At 72.2% G+C, this 17,083-nt stretch carries 17 protein-coding genes; 11 read left to right on the forward strand and 6 right to left on the reverse strand.

The genetic code is table 11. The annotated features are described in order from the left end of the window. Nucleotides 1-1,140 carry a hypothetical protein gene (locus QDS12_RS13390; protein ID WP_279879565.1) on the reverse strand — a complete coding sequence of 380 codons (1,140 nt, stop codon included), beginning with the start codon at nt 1,138-1,140 and terminating at the stop codon, nt 1-3. 234 nt (nt 1,141-1,374) lie between these two features. Here QDS12_RS13390 and QDS12_RS13395 point away from each other — a divergent pair, with 234 nt between their 5' ends. The 5 genes from QDS12_RS13395 to QDS12_RS13415 are packed head-to-tail and all read left to right on the forward strand — an operon-like array spanning nt 1,375 to nt 6,371. Further along, complete coding sequence (locus QDS12_RS13395) at nt 1,375-2,574, forward strand: acyl-CoA dehydrogenase family protein (RefSeq protein ID WP_279879566.1); 1,200 nt, start codon at nt 1,375-1,377, stop codon at nt 2,572-2,574. Between the two features lie 26 nt (nt 2,575-2,600). After that, nucleotides 2,601-3,368, forward strand: coding sequence for a sulfotransferase (locus QDS12_RS13400; protein WP_279879567.1), 768 nt, complete (start codon nt 2,601-2,603; stop codon nt 3,366-3,368). Then, nucleotides 3,361-4,377: a hypothetical protein gene (locus QDS12_RS13405; protein ID WP_279879569.1), complete on the forward strand. Its 1,017-nt coding sequence runs from the start codon at nt 3,361-3,363 to the stop codon at nt 4,375-4,377. Before QDS12_RS13400 ends, QDS12_RS13405 begins: the two co-directional genes overlap by 8 nt. After that, nucleotides 4,374-5,264, forward strand: coding sequence for a glycosyltransferase family 2 protein (locus QDS12_RS13410; RefSeq protein WP_279879570.1), 891 nt, complete (start codon nt 4,374-4,376; stop codon nt 5,262-5,264). The genes QDS12_RS13405 and QDS12_RS13410 overlap by 4 nt, the downstream gene beginning before the upstream one ends. Nucleotides 5,265-5,312: 48 nt before the next feature. Further along, nucleotides 5,313-6,371, forward strand: coding sequence for a MaoC family dehydratase (locus QDS12_RS13415; RefSeq protein ID WP_279879571.1), 1,059 nt, complete (start codon nt 5,313-5,315; stop codon nt 6,369-6,371). Here QDS12_RS13415 and QDS12_RS13420 read toward each other — a convergent pair. From QDS12_RS13420 to QDS12_RS13435, 4 genes are read right to left on the reverse strand one after another with little or no spacing between them, the layout of a single operon-like run. Continuing rightward, entirely contained in the window at nt 6,347-7,510 is a 1,164-nt protein-coding gene (locus QDS12_RS13420; protein ID WP_279879572.1) for an MFS transporter, read from the reverse strand. The genes QDS12_RS13415 and QDS12_RS13420 overlap by 25 nt on opposite strands. Nucleotides 7,511-7,559: 49 nt before the next feature. Then, the gene (locus QDS12_RS13425; RefSeq protein WP_279879573.1) at nt 7,560-8,396 is read right to left on the reverse strand and encodes a nitrilase-related carbon-nitrogen hydrolase; all 837 of its coding nucleotides are present in this window, start codon (nt 8,394-8,396) and stop codon (nt 7,560-7,562) included. A gap of 2 nt (nt 8,397-8,398) precedes the next feature. Continuing rightward, nucleotides 8,399-9,760, reverse strand: coding sequence for an APC family permease (locus QDS12_RS13430; protein WP_279879574.1), 1,362 nt, complete (start codon nt 9,758-9,760; stop codon nt 8,399-8,401). 22 nt (nt 9,761-9,782) lie between these two features. Further along, nucleotides 9,783-11,423 (reverse strand): amidohydrolase, encoded by a 1,641-nt coding sequence (locus tag QDS12_RS13435; protein WP_279879575.1) that lies wholly within the window; start codon nt 11,421-11,423, stop codon nt 9,783-9,785. 101 nt (nt 11,424-11,524) lie between these two features. Here QDS12_RS13435 and QDS12_RS13440 point away from each other — a divergent pair, with 101 nt between their 5' ends. The 6 genes from QDS12_RS13440 (at nt 11,525) to QDS12_RS13465 (ending at nt 16,240) form a co-directional block, all read left to right on the forward strand. Beyond that, entirely contained in the window at nt 11,525-12,502 is a 978-nt protein-coding gene (locus QDS12_RS13440; protein ID WP_279879576.1) for a LacI family DNA-binding transcriptional regulator, read from the forward strand. Between the two features lie 10 nt (nt 12,503-12,512). After that, nucleotides 12,513-13,070 (forward strand): histidine phosphatase family protein, encoded by a 558-nt coding sequence (locus tag QDS12_RS13445; protein ID WP_279879577.1) that lies wholly within the window; start codon nt 12,513-12,515, stop codon nt 13,068-13,070. A gap of 58 nt (nt 13,071-13,128) precedes the next feature. After that, a complete protein-coding gene (locus QDS12_RS13450) occupies nt 13,129-13,755 on the forward strand; it encodes a DUF6758 family protein (protein ID WP_279879578.1) in 627 nt (208 codons plus the stop codon). A gap of 40 nt (nt 13,756-13,795) precedes the next feature. Next, nucleotides 13,796-14,671 carry a PHP domain-containing protein gene (locus QDS12_RS13455; protein ID WP_279879579.1) on the forward strand — a complete coding sequence of 292 codons (876 nt, stop codon included), beginning with the start codon at nt 13,796-13,798 and terminating at the stop codon, nt 14,669-14,671. 11 nt (nt 14,672-14,682) lie between these two features. Beyond that, nucleotides 14,683-15,276 carry a MarC family protein gene (locus tag QDS12_RS13460; protein WP_279879580.1) on the forward strand — a complete coding sequence of 198 codons (594 nt, stop codon included), beginning with the start codon at nt 14,683-14,685 and terminating at the stop codon, nt 15,274-15,276. 136 nt (nt 15,277-15,412) lie between these two features. Continuing rightward, nucleotides 15,413-16,240 (forward strand): SGNH/GDSL hydrolase family protein, encoded by an 828-nt coding sequence (locus QDS12_RS13465; protein ID WP_279879582.1) that lies wholly within the window; start codon nt 15,413-15,415, stop codon nt 16,238-16,240. 69 nt (nt 16,241-16,309) lie between these two features. On the opposite strand, the gene QDS12_RS13470 is transcribed toward QDS12_RS13465, so the two are convergent. Beyond that, nucleotides 16,310-17,068, reverse strand: coding sequence for an SDR family oxidoreductase (locus QDS12_RS13470; RefSeq protein WP_279879583.1), 759 nt, complete (start codon nt 17,066-17,068; stop codon nt 16,310-16,312). Between the last annotated feature and the right edge of the window lie 15 nt (nt 17,069-17,083).

Below are 17,083 nucleotides of genomic sequence, written 5' to 3' on the forward strand. Positions count from 1 at the left end.
CTAGGCCGTTGGGTCAGGGCAGAACCAGTACTTGGTCCCGTGCCGGGTGTAGCTCTTGCAGTCCTCGGCCGCGGGCGCGATCGTCGCGGTCGCCGTGATGACGGGGTGGTCCGAGATCCGCGGCCCGTTGCGGGTCGAGTAGTCGCGGTCGTAGTCGGCGAACGTCACCTGGGACGAGCCCCAGATCCAGTCGATCCACTCGTCGCCGGGCAGGTGGCAGGCCCCGCCGGCACGGGTCACCCCGTCGGCGGAGTGCAGCCCCGCGGTGGCGTAGCGGCAGGCGTAGCTGTCACGGTCGTTCATGTCGCCGGTGGTGAACATCGGCGTACCGCCGGCGGTGAGCTCCTTGGCCAGGGCGATCTCGCGGTTGGTGGCCGCGACGCGGTGCCCGCCGCACTTGCACCCGAAGACGTCGGCAGGGTTGTGGTAGTTGGTGAACCACGCCAGCCGGTTGGTGTCGACGTTGCGCAGGAGCACGTAGGGCATCTGCCGCGGCTTGCCGAAGAAGTAGGGGATGCCGACCGTGTGCGACTCGACGAGGTCCCACACGTCCGGGTCCCACGCGATCGAGTTCTCGCCGTTGAGGCTGCCCTGGCTGGTGCCGGGGTAGACCTCGAAGCCGCCGGCGTTGGAGACGAACGGGCCGACCTGGTTGGACTGGAACTCCTGCAGGCCGACGACGCTCACCCCCTTGCGGCGCACCAGTGCCCCGGCCCGGGCCGCACGCGCCGGGCCGGCGGCGGCACCCTTCTTGCTCGTGTGGGTCGAGCCGAGGACGTTGAACGAGGAGATCGTGAACGTCGTCGGCCGGGTCGGGTCCGCGTCGACGAGGTGGAGGTCCTGCTTGCCGAACTTCTTCTTCATCTCGGGCAACGTCAGGATGCGCTGGTTGAATCGCACCGCCGGCACGACCGGCTGCGGTAGGTCGGGCACTCCGGTGATCGGGGCGCGCCGCGCTGCCGGCTCCGCCTGGGTGCGCTCTCCCTCGTCGGCGCCGAAGAGGGAGAGCGCGCCGCTCTGGGTCCCGACGACCACGCCGACGACGGTGGCGACGACGAGCAGGACCACGACCAGGCCGACGACGCGGGGACGGCGGCGGGGAGGGCGCGGAGCCCGGCGTACGCCTCCTCGCCGACCCACCACTGACCTCCCTCGGTCCACGCCCGACACACCGCGAGCGGACGTGTGATCCTAATCGAGCCGCCGGTGCGGCGCCTGAATCCCGCGAACGGGTACTGCGGCCGGCACGAGCACCGCGCACCCGCGGTGTGAACGATGACACACGCCGGGTCAGGCTACCGGCCGGTAGCCTCAGCCGGGTCCGACCGACGAACACCGACGAACGCAGCGCCGAAAGAACTCGAGGAGAGCATCATGGGACGCCTTGCTCAGACCGAAGGTCTCACCGACGAGCAGCAGGAGATCCTGCAGGTCGTCCGTGACTTCGTCGAGGACAAGATCATCCCGGTGGCGCAGGAGCTCGAGCACTCCGACACCTATCCGCAGGAGATCGTCGACGGGCTCAAGGAGCTCGGCGTCTTCGGCCTGACCATCCCCGAGGAGTACGGCGGCCTGGGCGAGTCGCTGCTCACCTACGCGCTGGTCGTCGAGGAGATCGCGCGTGGCTGGATGTCGGTCAGCGGGGTCATCAACACCCACTTCATCGTGGCCTACATGCTGATGAAGCACGGCACCGAGGAGCAGAAGCAGAAGTACCTGCCGAAGATGGCGACCGGCGAGGTGCGGGGCGCCTTCTCGATGTCGGAGCCGTCCCTGGGCTCGGACGTGTCGGCGATCTCGACCAAGGCCACCCGGCAGGACGACGGCTCCTACTCGATCACCGGCCAGAAGATGTGGCTGACCAACGGCGGCTCGTCGACCCTGGTCGCCGTGCTCACCAAGACCGACGAGGGTGCCGACTCGGTCTACAAGAACATGACGACGTTCCTGGTCGAGAAGGAGCCCGGCTTCGGGGAGATCGGGCAGGGCATCACGGTGCCCGGCAAGATCGACAAGATGGGCTACAAGGGCATCGACACGACCGAGATGGTCTTCGAGGGCCACCGGATCTCGGCCGACCAGATCCTCGGCGGCGAGCCCGGCAAGGGCTTCTTCCAGATGATGGACGGTGTCGAGGTCGGCCGCGTCAACGTCGCCGCGCGGGCCTGCGGGCTGGCGATCCGCGGCTTCGAGCTCGGCGTCGCCTACGCCCAGCAGCGCAGCACGTTCGGCAAGCCGATCGCCCAGCACCAGGCCATCCTGTTCCGGATCGCCGAGATGGCGACGAAGGTCGAGACCGCACACAGCATGATGGTCCGGGCGGCCCGGCTGAAGGACTCCGGCCAGCGGATGGACGTCGAGGCCGGCATGGCGAAGATGGTCGCCTCGGAGTACGCCAACGAGGTCGTCGAGGACTCCTTCCGGATCCACGGCGGCTACGGCTACTCCAAGGAGTACGAGATCGAGCGGCTCATGCGCGAGGTGAAGTTCATGCTCATCGGCGAGGGCACCAGCGACATCCAGAAGATGATCATCGGACGCAGCCTGCTCAAGGATTACGCCCTCAAGTCGTGACCGGGGCGTATGCGAGAATCCGCCGCATGCGCCTCGCCCTGCCTCGACGACGACGCTTCGATCCGGACTACCTGTTCGTCGTCACGTTCGGGCGCTCGGGGTCCACGCTCGTCCAGGGCCTGCTCAACGCCATGCCGGGCACCCTGGTGCGCGGTGAGAACGGTCTCTTCGTCCACGACCTCTACCGGGCGAGCGCCGCGGCCGAGGCCTACAGCGCCGAGCACACCAAGCACCGCTCCAAGCACGTCACCAGCGCGTTCTACGGCGTCAGGTGGCTGCGTCGCGAGCCGTTCGTGAAGGCCACCCGCCAGATCGCCGACGATGTGCTGCTCGGGACGCAGTCGCCCGGCGCGGTCCGCCGGATCGGGTTCAAGGAGGTGCTCTGGCACCGGATCACGCCGGAGGAGACCACCGACTTCTTCGACTGGTTCGAGGAGGCCTTCCCGGGCGCCCGCTACATCCTCAACACGCGTGACCCGGAGGCCGCGAGCCGGTCCGGGTTCTGGCAGCACGCCGAGCCCGGCGAGGCCGAGATGGCGATCGCGCGGGTCAGGGAGATCCAGGACTACCTGTTGGAGACGCGGCCGGACCGCACGTTCGTGACGCGCTACGAGTCGCTCACCAGCGACGACCGCGCCGAGTCCGACGCCGTGCTCACAGGGCTCGCGAGGTTCGTCACCGGCGGCTGTGACGAGGCGCTGCTCGGCCGGCTCCGCGAGGTGCTCACGGTCGGACACGGGCCGATCCCCTTCGGCAAGCCGCGCGGGGCGGCCTCCGGGGATGCCCGTGGCTGAGCGCGTCGTCCTGCACGTCGGGCTGATGAAGTCCGGCACCAGCTATCTCCAGTCGCGCCTGGCCTCCGCGCCCGACGCGCTCGCCGAGGCGGGCGTGCTCTTCCCGGGCCGGGTCTGGCGCGACCAGGTCAACGCGGTCAGCGACGCCCTCGGGCGCCAGCAGCGTGCGCACGGCCAGTTCGACGGCACGTGGGACCGGATGGTCGAGGAGATCGCGGCCCACCCCGGCACCGCCGTCATCTCGATGGAGTTCCTCGCCGCCGCCCCGCCCGAGGGGATCCGCCACGTGGTCGAGACCCTGCGCCCGGCGCGTGTCGAGGCGGTCGTGACGGTTCGCGACCTCGGCCGGACGATCCCGTCGATGTGGCAGGAGACCCTCAAGAACGGCCGGTCCTGGTCGTGGCGCGAGTACGTCGCCGGCGTACGCGAGCGGACCGGGCCGGGTGAGGCGTTCTGGCGCGAGCAGGACGCGGTCGCCGTCGTCACCACGTGGGCCGGGGTGGTCGGCCGGGACGCGACGACGGTCGTGACGCTGCCGCGGACCGCCCGTGACCCGGAGCTGCTCTGGCGCCGGTTCTGCGAGGCGAGCGGCGTCCCTGTCGACGCCGCGCCGCCGCCGACCAGTGGCAACGAGTCCCTCGGCGCCGCCTCGGCCGCGGTGCTCGGCCGGCTCAACCCCGCGATGGGTGACCTCGCCTGGCCCGACTACTCCCGCCACGTGAAGTTCGGTCTGGCCAAGACGATCCTCGCCGGACACCGCTCGGCCGAGCAGCCGATCGGCTTCCCGGTCACCCGCTGGGTACGCCGGCTGGCCGACCAGCAGCGGCGTGGCCTCGAGGCCACCGGCGTCCGGGTGGTCGGCGACCTCGCCGACCTCGAGCCGGTGGCGGCGAAGGGTGGCCGGCCGGACAAGGTCGCGCTCGAGGAGCAGCTCGACGCGGCGGTCCACGCGATCGAGGAGCTGCTGCGCCGGAACCTGCGCAACGAGCAGCAGGGCAGCGAGAAGTGAGCCTGCTGGGTCGCTGGCGGGGTCGGAAGCCGAAGGTCGCCGCGCTCACGATGGTCCGCGACGAGGCGGCGATGCTCCCGCGCTGGGTGGGCTACTACGGGGCGCAGCTGGGCGTCGACCACCTCGTGGTCATCGACCACGGGAGCTCCGACGGGTCCACCGACGACCTCCCGTGCCGGGTCATCCGCAACCCGGAGCTGGACGGCCCGACGTTCGAGCGGGCGCGGATGCGCCTGCTCACCCGGGTGGCGCGCGACCTGCTGCGTGACCACGACGCCGTCGTCTTCACCGACTGCGACGAGTTCCTCGTCGCCGACCCCGAGCGCTACGGCGGGCTGCGCGACTACGTCGCGGCCAACCCCGACCGGCAGGTGACGGGCGGCCTCGGCTTCAACGTCGTGCACCGGGCCGACCGCGAGCCGGCACTCCGGCCCGACCTCCCGGTCCTCGGGCAGCGCCGTTCCGGCATGTTCATCCAGCGGCTGTGCAAGCCGTCGCTGAAGCGGGTCGACGCCAAGTGGCGCTTCGCGTCGCACGGCATCGAGGCGCCGTACGAGCCGGACCCGGCGCTGCTCCTGGTGCATCTGAAGTACGCCGACGCCGAGCACCTGCGCAGCGTGGGGGACCAGCGTTTCGCGGTCCGGGAGGCGGCCGGCCTGACCCAGCGCAGCGCCTGGGCGATGACCGGCGCCGACCAGGTGCAGGCCCTCGCCGAGGTCGTCGCCGGACCCGACGAGCCGCCGGTCTTCGACCCGACGTCGCTCGACCCGGCCACGCTCGTGCGCACCCGCGGCGGCGCGTGGGAGGCGGGCGGTGTGCGGGAGTTCGAGGCGATGCGGCAGGGACCGCTGCTGCAGCTGCCCGAGCGGTTCCTCGGTCTGGTCTGATCGCGGCTGGACCGCTAAGTTACTCGTCGGTATCTACGGAAGGACGAGATGAGCAAGACGAACCCGGGCAACTTCTTCGAGGACTTCGCCGTCGGCCAGGTCATCGAGCACGCGACGCCGCGCACGGTCACCGAGGGTGACCGCGCGCTCTACGGCGCGATCTACCCGACCCGGTTCGCCGTGCCGTCCTCGGCCGCGTTCGCCGCCTCGGTCGGCCTCGACCGCCACCCGGTCGAGGAGCTCGTCGGCTTCCACATCGCGTTCGGCAAGACCGTGCCCGACGTGTCCCTCAACGCGGTCGCCAACCTCGGCTACGCCGAGTGCCGCTTCCATCGTCCCGTCCACCCCGGGGACACGCTCTCGACCGTGTCCGAGGTGATCGGCCTCAAGCAGAACTCCAACGGCAGGACGGGCGTCGTCTACGTCCGCTCGACCGCGCGCAACCAGACCGGCGAGGTCGCCATCGACTGGGCCCGCTGGGTGATGGTGCACAAGCGCGACGCGGAGGCCCCTGCTCCGGACCCGGTCGTTCCCGACCTCGCGCCCGCGGTCGCGGCGTCCGACCTGGTGGTCCCCGACGGACTCGACTTCTCGACGTACGACTTCGGCGCGGCGGGGGAGCCGCACCGCCTCGGCGACTACGAGGTGGGCGAGCGGATCGACCACGTCGACGGTGTCACCCTCACCGACGCCGAGCACATGATGGCGACCCGGCTGTGGCAGAACACCGCCAAGGTGCACTTCAACACCGAGGCGCGGCCCGACGGCCACCGCCTCGTCTACGGCGGTCACGTCATCTCCCTCGCGCGGGCGCTGTCCTTCAACGGGCTCGCCAACGCGCAGCTCATCGCCGCGGTCAACGCCGGCTCCCACGTCGCCCCGGCGTTCGCCGGCGACACCGTCTACGCGTGGTCGGAGGTGCTCGACCGCGCCGCGACCGATGCGCCCGGCGTCGGAGCGATCCGCCTGCGCCTGGTCGCGACCAAGGGCCGCGACGAGTCGATGACGCTGCGCGACGAGGACCCTTCGACGGGCCTAGGACAAGCGGGCAGGTACGCCGACGGCGTGCTGCTCGACCTGGACTACTGGGCGCTGATCCCCGTCTGACCCCGGTCGCCGACCAGGGCGGCCGGTGCGAAGGCGCGGGCCAGCGGCAGCATCGCGAGCAGGAGCACCATCGGGACGGCGAAGCCGATCCGGAGGTTGCCGGAGCCGACGAGGCCGGTGAGGACCGATCCCAGCAGCGCGCCGGCGTAGTTGAACTGGTTGAAGCGGGCGATGACCGCGTCCACCCGCGCCGTCTCCCCGCCGGCGATCCGTGCGGCTGCCGAGAAGCTCAGCGGCGCGATCACCGCGACCCCGGCGCCGAGGATGGTGAAGCCGGCGACCGCGATCGGCCAGGTCGGGGCGAAGACGACGACGGCGAGCGCGGCGCAGCCGACCAGGGCTCCGATGCGCAGCACCGGCACCGCGCCGTGCCGTGCGACGATCCCGTCGCCGGCGACCCGGGTCACCAGGCTGGCGATCAGGTAGGGGAAGGTCGCGAGCGCGACCAGCCGGTGCGGGGTGTCGAAGACGTCGTCGAGGTAGGTCGGCCCCCAGGTCTGGGCGGCGGTGTCGACCATGTAGAAGAGCACCATCCCGAGGCCGACGAGCAGGATCGGCCGCCACGGCACCTCGCCCGCCTCGGCCTCGACCACCGTGTGGTCGCGGGGGAGGTACGGCGCCAGGGCGGCCGCAGCCGGCACGATCGCGACCAGCGCGGTGAGGCCGAGCGGGGTGTCGCCGGCGGCGAGAGCGAGGCCGGCGCCGACCACCCCGCCGGTCGTCCACGCGCCGTGGAACGACGGGAGGATGGGCCGTCCGTAGCGGTGCTCGACCGCCACGCCCTGCATGTTCGTGGTCGCGTCGACGACGCCGAGCGCGACGCCGTAGAGCGCCAGCCCGCCGACGAAGAAGCCGAAGGCCGGCGCGGTCGCGGCGACCGGCACCGACAGGGTGATCCCGACCAGGCCGATCCGCAGCAGCGTGCCGCTCGACGCGCGCCGCGCGAGCTGCTCGGCGACCACCGACCCGACGCCGGCGAGCAGCACGATCATCAGCAGCAGGAGCGAGAGGCCGACCTCGCCGAGGTCCCAGCGGTCGCGGAACCTGGGCAGCCGCGTGGTCAGGCTGACGAACACCATGCCCTGGGTCGCGAACGCGAGCGCGACGGCGGCCCGGTGGCGCCCCAGAACCGAAGTCATGCGCCGAAGACTGCCAGAGGTTCGACGCCTCGGGCGGGAAACGGTCGGGTCACTCTCCGGGGAAGCCGTAGAGGTGCGGCCGGCGGTCGACGAAGCGGTCGTTGAGCGGGCCGACGGCCTTGTCGCGCGCCTCGGCGAGGTCGCAGTCGGCGAGGAGCACCGCGGTCCGTCCGTCGAGCGGGCTGAGCGCCAGCGGGTAGCCCTCGGGCCCGGCGATGACCGAGCCGCCCACCCAGGACGTGCCGCGCTCCTCGCCGACCCTGTCGGCGACCGCGAGGAAGACGCGGTTGGTGGCGGCGGCGACCTGGGCGGTCACCACCTCGAGCGGCCGCTCACCTGCGGGCCGGCCGGGATCGGGCCAGTTCACCGGGGCGCAGACCAGCTCGGCCCCGTCGAGTGCGAGCCGGCGTACCCACTCCGGGAACTCGAGGTCGTAGCAGACGAGGAGGCCGAGCCGGCCGTGGCGAGTGTCGACGACCGTCGGAGGAGCGTCGCCCGGGGTGAAGAACTCCGGCTCGCGGGCCCACAGGTGGACCTTGTGATACGTCGTCCGCAGCCCGTCGGCGTCGACCAGGACGGCGCTGTTGCGCAGCGTCCCGTCCGCCTCGAGCACGGCCAGGCCCGCCGCGACGACGACGTCGTGCTCGGCCGCCGACTCGTGCAGGGCGGCGATCGTCGGTCCGTCCAACGGCTCGGCGAGCGCCCGCGCCTCGTCGGCGTTGCGGAAGCAGTAGCCCGTGGTCGCGAGCTCGGGGAGCACGACGACCTGCGCGCCCGCGTGTGCTGCCGCGCCCACGGCGTCCAGCGCGCGCTGCCGGTTGCCGGGCACGTCGCCCATCTCGGGGGCGAGCTGGACGGCGGCGACGCTCGTCGGGTCGGTGCCCATGGTCAGGTCGCCGGCGCGGTGGTCGGCTCGATCTCGTCCTCGGAGAGGTCGAGGACGGGCGGGCGATGTCGGAAGCCGTGGGTGATCACGAGCAGGTAGACGACGCCGGCGGCGAACCAGCTCAGACCGACCTTGAAGGTCGTCGACGAGAGGCTGGTCCACAGCCAGGCCGTGAGGGCGAAGCCGATCACCGGCACCACGCCGTAACGGACGAAGGCCGCCCGGCCGCGCTGGTGCTCGTCGACGAGGTAGTGCTTGACCACCGACAGGTTGACCATCGAGAACGCCACCAGGGCGCCGAAGCTGATCATCGACGAGGCCAGGTCGAGCGAGATGAACAGCGCGACCAGGGAGATGGCGCCGACGATGAGGACGGGGACGACCGGCGTGTGGAAGCGGGCGCTGAGGCGGCCGAAGACCGGGCGGGGGAGCACCCCGTCGCGCCCCATCGCGAAGAGGATCCGCGACACGCTGGCCTGGGACGCCATCGCCGAGGCGAAGCAGCCCGCGACGTAGGCGGCGGTGAAGAACGAGACGAGGAACCCGCCGCCGACCAGGTGCATCACGTCGTTGGCCGCGGAGTCGGTGTCGGTGAACTTGGACGGGTCCGGGAAGACCAGGTGGCCGACCCAGGCCAGCGCGATGAACAGGAGTCCGCCGCACAGCGTCACCAGCATGATCGCCCGCGGGATGGTGCGTCGCGGGTCGCGGGTCTCCTCCGACAGCGTGGAGATCGCGTCGAAGCCCAGGAAGGAGAGGCAGAGGATCGCGGCCCCGGACGCGAGCGTCGAGAAGTCGGCGGAATCGCCGAAGAACGACGCGCCCAGGGCCGGCACGTCGTGCCCGGACAGGTAGTGGATCGACGTCGCGACGTAGGCGACGATGAAGACCGCCTGCGCGCCGACCAGCACCAGGTTGATCCGGGTCACCAGCTTGATGCCGAGCACGTTGAGGGTCGTGACGATCGCGATCGAGAGCAGGACCCACATCCAGGCCGGCGTGGACGTCCACTGGGCGTGCAGGAAGATGCCGATGACGAGGTAGTTGATCATCGGCAGGAAGACGTAGTCGAGCAGCAGGCTCCAGCCCGCGAGGAACCCGACGTGCGCGCCGAACGACTTCTGCGTGTAGGTGTAGGCCGAGCCGGCGTACGGGTGCGCGACCACCATGCGGCCGTAGCTGTAGGCGGTGAACAGCATCGCGGCCAGGGTGAGCACGTAGGCGCCGGGCAGGTGCCCGTCGGTCAGGTCGGTGACCACGCCGTAGGTCGTGAAGACCGTGAGCGGGACCATGTAGGCCAGGCCGAAGAGGATGAGCTCGAGTGTGCCGAGCACACGCTGGAAGCGGCCGGTCTGGTCGGGCATCAGGACTCCTCGGTCGGGTCGGTCAGGAGGCGCGGTGGACGACGCGGCCCGCGGCCACCGTGTGGGTGACCACCGCGTCGGTGGGGAGGACGGTCGGGGCGCCCGACCCGGGGAGCAGGTCGGTGTCGAGGACGGCGAGGTCGGCCCGCGTGCCGACCCGCAGCGTCGCGCCGTCGTCGTCGTGGTTGACGTACGCCGACCCGGCGGTGAAGGCGTGCAGGGCGGTCCGCAGGTCGAGCGCCTGGTGCGGGAGGAACGCGTCGGACCCCCGCATCGACGGGTCGACGCGGGTCACCGCGACCTCGATCTGGGGCAGCGGGTCGGCGGTGCTGACCGCCCAGTCGCTGCCCATCGCGAGCCGGGCCCCGTGCCTGACCAGGTCGGCGAACGGGAACTGCAGCGTCGAGCGCTCCTCGCCGAGGAACGGCAGCGTGAGGTCGTCCATCTGCGAGTCGTGCTGGGCCCAGTAGGCCTGGCAGTTGGCCACCACTCCCAGCTCGGCGAAGCGAGGCAGGTCGTCGGGGTGCACGAGCTGCAGGTGGGCGATGTGGTGGCGGAGGTCGAGCCTGCCGTGGGCTGCCTGGGCGGCGGCGACGGCGTCGAGGCAGTCGCGCGCGGCGCGGTCGCCGATCGCGTGCATGTGAACCTGGAAGCCCTCGCCGGACAGCGCGGTGACCGCCTGGGCCAGCAGGTCGCGCTCGACGTAGCTGAGGCCGCGGTTGTCCGTGTGACCGCCACAACCGTCGCAGTAGGGCTCGAGGAGGGCGCCCGTGTAGTTCTCCATCACCCCGTCGGCCATGATCTTCACGGTCGTGGGGTGGAAGCTGCCCACCGGGCCGGCGGCACGCCGCCCCAGCAGCTCCTCGACCTGCTCGAGGCCGCGGTGCCGGTCCCACCACAGTGCGCCCACCACGCGGGCGGTCAGCTCGCCCGAGCGGGCGAGCGACTCGTACGCCGCCTGGGTGTCCGGGGTGACCCACGCGTCCTGCCATCCGGTGATCCCGAGCGAGTGCAGGTGGGCCTGGGCGACGCGGATCGCCTCCTCCCACTCCGGTCGCCCGGGCACCGGGAGGAAGCGGTCGCGGAAGGTGTAGGCGACGCCCTCGTGCAGCGTCCCGGTCGGCTCGCCGGTGGCCGGGTCGCGCTCGATGCGCCCGTCGACCGGGTCCGGGGTGGTCCGGTCGATGCCGCCGATCTCCAGGGCACGCGAGTTGACCCACGCGCCGTGCACGTCGCGGTTCATCAGGAAGACCGGACGGTCGGGGACGATCGCGTCGAGGTCCTCCTTGCTGGGGCAGCCTCGGGGGAAGTGCTCCATGGCCCAGCCGCCGCCGACGATCCACTCCGCGTCGGGGTGGCTCGCGGCGTAGTCGGCGATGTGCGCGAGGTAGGCGTCCTTCCCGGACAGGTCGTTGAGCCAGACCTGCAGCATCGTGTTGCCGGCGAACGGCGCGTGCACGTGCGCGTCCTGGAAGCCGGGCAGCACCATGCCGGCGCCCTCGATCACCTCGGTGCTCGGGCCGGTGAACTCGGCGACGGCCTCCGTGCCGAGCGCGACGATGCGATCGCCCCGGACAGCGATCGCGTCCGCGGTCGGGGTGTCGGCGTCCCAGGTGACGACGTGGGTGTCGCGGACGACGAGGTCGGCGTGCGCGTCGGGCACTGATGTCTCCTCACGTGTGGGCTGTCGCACACGAAACCACTCGCCGAAACGTTTCGACAAGGGGTCTGACGAAGAAAATCCCTCCTCGGTAGGTTGTGCCCATGCCGCGCCGCCGCGTAACGATCCGGGACGTCGCTCGGGCCGCCGGGGTCTCGACGACCACGGTCTCCGAAGCGCTCTCCGGACGCGGCCGGACCGCCGAGGCGACCCGGGCGCGGGTCCGCGACGTGGCCGCCGACATCGGCTACGTCGCCAGCGCGACGGCGCGCAGCCTGCGCCTCGGGCGCTCCGGCGCGGTCGGCCTCTACGTGCCGGACCAGACCGTGGGGTTCGAGTACTACGCGCAGCTCTCGCGGGGCGCCGCCGAGGCCGCCCTCGGCCACGGTCTGGCCCTCACGCTCGTCCCGGCCTGGCACGACACGGAGCTGCTGAGGTCCCTGCACATCGACGGCCTGATCGTCTCCGACCCGGCCTCCGACGACCCGGTGCTCGACGTCCTGCGCGCGCTGCCCGTCCCGATGGTCACGGTCGAGGACGACCCCGCCCCCGGCGCCGAGCCGGCCGGGGTGGTCCGAGGCGACCACGTCGCCGCCACGCGCCGCCTGCTCGACCACCTGCACGACGCGGGGGCCGCGTCCGTCGCGGTCCTCGCCCCCGGCGCGGAGACCGCCTTCGGGCGGCAGGTGCGGGACGGGTGCGCCGGGGTCGCCGGCGTACGCGTCGTCGACATCCGGCTGGCCTGGGAGCCGGCCGAGATCACCGCACGGGTCGACGAGGCGTTGTCGGAGGACCCGGACGCGCTCGTGGTCGTCCCGGACGGCGCGGTGCTGGTCGCCCTGCACCACCTGCAGGGCCTCGGGGTGCGGGTGCCGGGCGACCTGCTCCTGGCGTCGTACGTCGACGCGCCGTCCCTCGAGACCGTCCGACCGCCGATCACCGCGGTGGACCTCGACCCACGCGGCACCGGCGCGGCGGCGGTCGGTGCGCTGGTCGACGCGATCGCCGGCCGGCGTACCTCGTCCGCGGCCACCGAGGTGCCGGCCCGGCTCCGTGTGCGGGAGTCGACCGGGGCTCGGTAGGTTCGCAGTCATGCGCGATCTCTGGCTGGTCAGGCACGGCACGACCGAGTGGAGCCTCTCGGGCCGGCACACCGGGACCACCGACCTGCCTCTGCTGCCCGAGGGGGAGGAGACGGCGCGCGCGCTGGCCCCGCGGCTGGCGGGCACCGACTTCGGCCTGGTGCTGACCTCGCCCCGGCAGCGGGCCCGGCGGACGGCGGAGCTGGCCGGTTTCCCCGATGCTGTCGTCGACGACGACCTCGGTGAGTGGAACTACGGCGACTACGAGGGCGTCACCACCGACACGATCCGTGAGAAGGACCCCGACTGGACGATCTGGAGCGGCGTCACGCCCGGCGGTGAGACCTGCGAGCAGGTCGGCACCCGGCTCGACCGGGTGATCGCCCGAGCCCGTGCCCAGGACGGGCACGTCCTCGTCTTCGGCCATGGACACGCGCTGCGCGCGCTGGCCGCCCGCTGGCTGGGCCTGCCGGCCGCCGACGGTCGGATGCTGCGCCTGGACACCGCCACCTTGTCGGTCCTCGGCTTCGAGCGCGAGCAGCCCGTCGTGCTGCACTGGAACTCCTAGCCCATCTCCTGGTTCGCCGACCCTTGACGCTCCCCGCTGCGCCCGCCACGGTGGGCGGGTGACGCCCGGCTGCCCACGCTGCCCGACCCCTGTCGCACCGGTCGACAGCAAGTGGTCGTGCCCCGAGCACGGGCTGGTCTCGCCGTTGTGGCGGCCGGGGGAGTCGTCCTATGACGAGTTCGCCGCCCACCTCGAGCTGGCCGGCGGCGTCCCGACCTACCTGCCCTGGCCGCTGAGCCCGGGCTGGCGGTTGACCGACTTCGGGGTGATCGCGGGGGAGGCCACCTACACCTGCGTCTCCGGCACGAGCGAGCTGGACGGCCCCGTCGACCTCATCGTCGTCGCCGAGGAGCCGACGACCGGGCTCGGTTCGCGCTGCGCGGGGACCCTCCACGACGATCCGGGGCACGAGCTCAGCGAGGGTCCGCCCGCCTCGAAGGTGCGCCTCGACGGGCAGCCCGTGCCGCTCTGGCTGGTCTCCACCAGCGACAACCCGGACGGCACGGCGTCGGAGTGGGACCGGTCAGTGCTCGCGGGCGAGGGCCGCGGCCGCTGGCTGTGGCTCGTGATCAGGCCGGCGTCGGCGCTGCTCCTTCTCCGCGACGGCTGGCTGCTGCGCGACGTCTCGACGCTGGGGCCCGCCCTGCTCGACGTGCCCTTCGGGGGCCCGGCCCCGTCCTGGTGACGATGATGGAACCGCCGCGCGAACCTCATATCCTCAGCGGGTGCGCATCGACCTCCACACCCACTCGCGGGTGAGCGACGGCACCGATTCGCCCGAGGAGCTGGTGCGAGCGGCGCAGGCCGCCGGGCTCGACGTGCTCGCCCTCACCGACCACGACACCGCCGAAGGCTGGGACGAGGCCGCGGCGACCGCCCGCGAGATCGGCCTCGAGCTCGTCCGCGGGATGGAGATCAGCACGCTCCACCAGGGGCGGAGCGTCCACCTCCTGGGCTACCTCCCCGACGCGACGTACCCGCCCCTCGCCGAGGAGCTCCAGCGAATCCTCGGCGGCCGGCAGCAGCGGCTGCCGATGATGGTCGAGCGGCTCCGCGGGCTCGGCGTCGAGATCACCGTCGAGGACGTCCTCGCCGTCTCGACGGACGCCGCCGCGTCGGGCCGGCCCCACGTCGCCGACGCCCTCGTCCGGCTCGGCGTCGTCCCGGACCGCGATGCGGCCTTCGACACCCTGCTCAGTGCCGGGCAGCCGGCGTACGTCGGCAGGTACGCCCCGCCGCTCGACCAGGCGATCCGTCTGGTGGCCGACGCCGGCGGCGTCTCGGTCGTCGCCCACGTCTGGGGCCGCAGCAGGACCGAGCGGCCGGACGAGGTCGAGCTCGCCCGCCTGCAGGAGATCGGACTGACCGGCATCGAGGTCGACCACCAGGACCACTCCGAGGACCGGCGGCAGCGGCTGCGGGCGATCGCGGGCGACCTCGGCCTGGTCGTCACCGGCTCGAGCGACTACCACGGCACCGGCAAGACGATGCACGACCTCGGGATCAACACCACCGACCCGGAGGAGTACGGCCGGCTGCTCGAGGCGGCCGCCGCCGCCTCCGCCGCCAGCAGCCGCGAGACGCCCGAGGTCATCCGTTGAACCTCACGCTGATGGTCGAGGTCTTCGTGACCTTGTTCGTCATCATGGACCCGGTCGGCACCGTCCCGATCTTCCTGTCGCTGACGTCGGGCCGCTCGGCCGCCCACGCCAGGCGCGCCGCCTGGCAGGCCGTGCTGGTGTCGTTCTTCGTCATCGTCGTCTTCGCCGTCTTCGGGCAGGGGATCCTCAACTACCTGTCGATCTCGCTGCCGGCGCTGCAGTGCGCCGGCGGCCTGCTGCTCCTGCTGGTGGCGCTCGAGCTGCTCACCGGCAAGGAGGACGAGCCGGTCGCGGGCTCCGGGTCCAACACCAACGTCGCCCTCGTCCCGCTCGGCACGCCGCTCCTCGCCGGGCCGGGCGCGATCGTCGCGACGATGGTGTTCACCAAGAGCGTCGACGGCTTCACCGACGTCGACGCCATCGCGGTCGGGATCATCGGCGTGCACGTCGTCCTGTGGCTGGCGATGCGCTTCTCGCTGCCGATCCTGCGCCTGATCAGGGAGAGCGGCGTCCTGCTCGTGACGCGGATCGCCGGTCTGCTGCTGTCCGCGATCGCGGTGCAGATGGTCGCCGACGCCGTCCGGGCGTTCATCGAGCAGGGGTAGCCCCGGCCGCCCGACCTCGGCCGTCCTTGTCCCCGTCCGCCGGGGTGGGAGCCGGGCCGGCGACCACCCGACTGGCGGTGCCTCCTAGGATTTCGTCAGGCAGTCGCATCGAACCCACATCGCCGAGGAGTCGCCCGTGACCGAGGTCCAGCACCCGGAGAGCGCGGTGCCGGACCCGTTGGCCGAGATGACGGGACGACCGACGGGTCCGACGTACCGCCGGTTCGTGGCGATCGGTGACTCCTGGACCGAAGGCCTGGGAGATCCGGATCCGGAGCGGCCGAACGGGCTGCGGGGGTGGGCCGACCGGGTCGCCGAGGTGCTGGCGACCCGGTGCGACGACTTCGGCTACGCGAACCTCGCCATCCGGGGGCGACGCGTCGGGGAGATCCTCGAGGAACAGCTCGCGCCTGCGCTGGCCCTGGCGCCGGACCTCATCAGCATCCAGGCCGGCGGTAACGACTTCCTCCGAGCCGGCATCGACATCGATGCGCTCGTCGAGGCGATCGACGGCGCCGTCGCCGCGTCGGTCGGGGCCGGTGCGGAGGTCGTGCTCTTCACCCACGGCGCCGCAGCCGCGGGTCCGTTCCGAGCGCTCCGAGGCAGGATCGCGATCTTCAACGAGCTCCTGCGGGAGGTCGTCGACGCGCGCGGGGTCGTGCTCGTCGACAACTGGCGGGTCCGTGAGGCGCGTGACCCCCGCTACTGGGACGCGGACCGGGTGCACCTCTCGCCGCTGGGCCACCACCGTGCGGCGATGCACGTGCTCGACGCCCTCGGCATCGAGCACCGCCTCGAGCCGCCGCTGCTGCCCGACGCGACGCCGCTGACGGGCCGGGATCGCGTCCTCGCCGAGCTGGACTGGGTCAGGCGGTTCGCCGCGCCCTGGGTCCGCCGGCGGTTGACCGGCCGCTCGCTGGGGGACGACATCGCGCCCAAGCGGCCGACCCTCTCGGCGATCTGACGCCGGTCGGGGAGTGGTCGAGGCCGTCGTCGGACCATGGCTCGGTAGGTGGGGCAGACGGTCGGTGCGTCACCGGCGGCCGAGCGACTGGAAGCGCTGGAGCAGCCGGGTCGGCGTGGCCCGGGCGAGACCGGCGAGCACCTTGTACTGGGGCGAGGGGATCGAGAACACCTTCCCCTTGTCGTAGTCGTCGAGCGCCTCGCGCACCAGGTCGTCGGCGTCCAGCCACATCCACTCCGGTGCGGACCCCCGGCTGACGTCCATGCGCTCGTGGAACTCGGTCTTGGTGAAGCCCGGCAGCAGAGCCATCACCTTGACGCCCCGCGGCGCGTACTCGTGGTGGGCCCACTCGGTGAAGCTGTTGACCCACGCCTTCGCGGCGCTGTAGGTCCCGCGCGGCAGGTACGACGCCACGCTGCCGACCGTGATGATGCCTCCGTGGCCGCGCTCGACCTGCCCGGCGAGCGCCGCGTGGCTGAGCCGCAGGGGAGCGATGACCAGCACGTCGGTCATCGCCGTCTCGGCGTCGGCGGTGTTGTCCAGGAACCGCTTCTTGAGCCCGAACCCGGCGTTGTTGACCAGCAGGTCCACGGGCCGGTCCCGGTCGGCGAGCCGATGCTCGACGGCGGCGAGCTGCTCGCGGTCGACCAGGTCGGCGGGCAGCACCTCGGCGCTGACGCCGTACGTCGTCCTCAGCTCGTCGGCGACCTGCTCGAGCCGTTCGACGTCGCGTGCGACGAGGACGAGGTCGTCGCCGCGGGCGGCGAGCTGACGGGCGAAGGCGAGGCCGATGCCGGCGGTGGCGCCGGTGACGAGAGCGGTCGACATGGCGCACAGTGTGGC

Source organism: Nocardioides sp. CER19 (genome assembly GCF_029846275.1).
GTDB lineage: Bacteria > Actinomycetota > Actinomycetes > Propionibacteriales > Nocardioidaceae > Nocardioides.

Coding starts and splice junctions, on each gene's coding strand:
- QDS12_RS13445 (WP_279879577.1), top strand. CDS start 12,513: ATGCGCGATCTCTGGCTGGTCAGGCACGGCACGACCGAGTGGAGCCTC.
- QDS12_RS13395 (WP_279879566.1), top strand. CDS start 1,375: ATGGGACGCCTTGCTCAGACCGAAGGTCTCACCGACGAGCAGCAGGAG.
- QDS12_RS13440 (WP_279879576.1), top strand. CDS start 11,525: ATGCCGCGCCGCCGCGTAACGATCCGGGACGTCGCTCGGGCCGCCGGG.
- QDS12_RS13430 (WP_279879574.1), bottom strand. CDS start 9,760: ATGCCCGACCAGACCGGCCGCTTCCAGCGTGTGCTCGGCACACTCGAG.
- QDS12_RS13460 (WP_279879580.1), top strand. CDS start 14,683: ATGGTCGAGGTCTTCGTGACCTTGTTCGTCATCATGGACCCGGTCGGC.
- QDS12_RS13470 (WP_279879583.1), bottom strand. CDS start 17,068: ATGTCGACCGCTCTCGTCACCGGCGCCACCGCCGGCATCGGCCTCGCC.
- QDS12_RS13400 (WP_279879567.1), top strand. CDS start 2,601: ATGCGCCTCGCCCTGCCTCGACGACGACGCTTCGATCCGGACTACCTG.
- QDS12_RS13420 (WP_279879572.1), bottom strand. CDS start 7,510: ATGACTTCGGTTCTGGGGCGCCACCGGGCCGCCGTCGCGCTCGCGTTC.
- QDS12_RS13415 (WP_279879571.1), top strand. CDS start 5,313: ATGAGCAAGACGAACCCGGGCAACTTCTTCGAGGACTTCGCCGTCGGC.
- QDS12_RS13425 (WP_279879573.1), bottom strand. CDS start 8,396: ATGGGCACCGACCCGACGAGCGTCGCCGCCGTCCAGCTCGCCCCCGAG.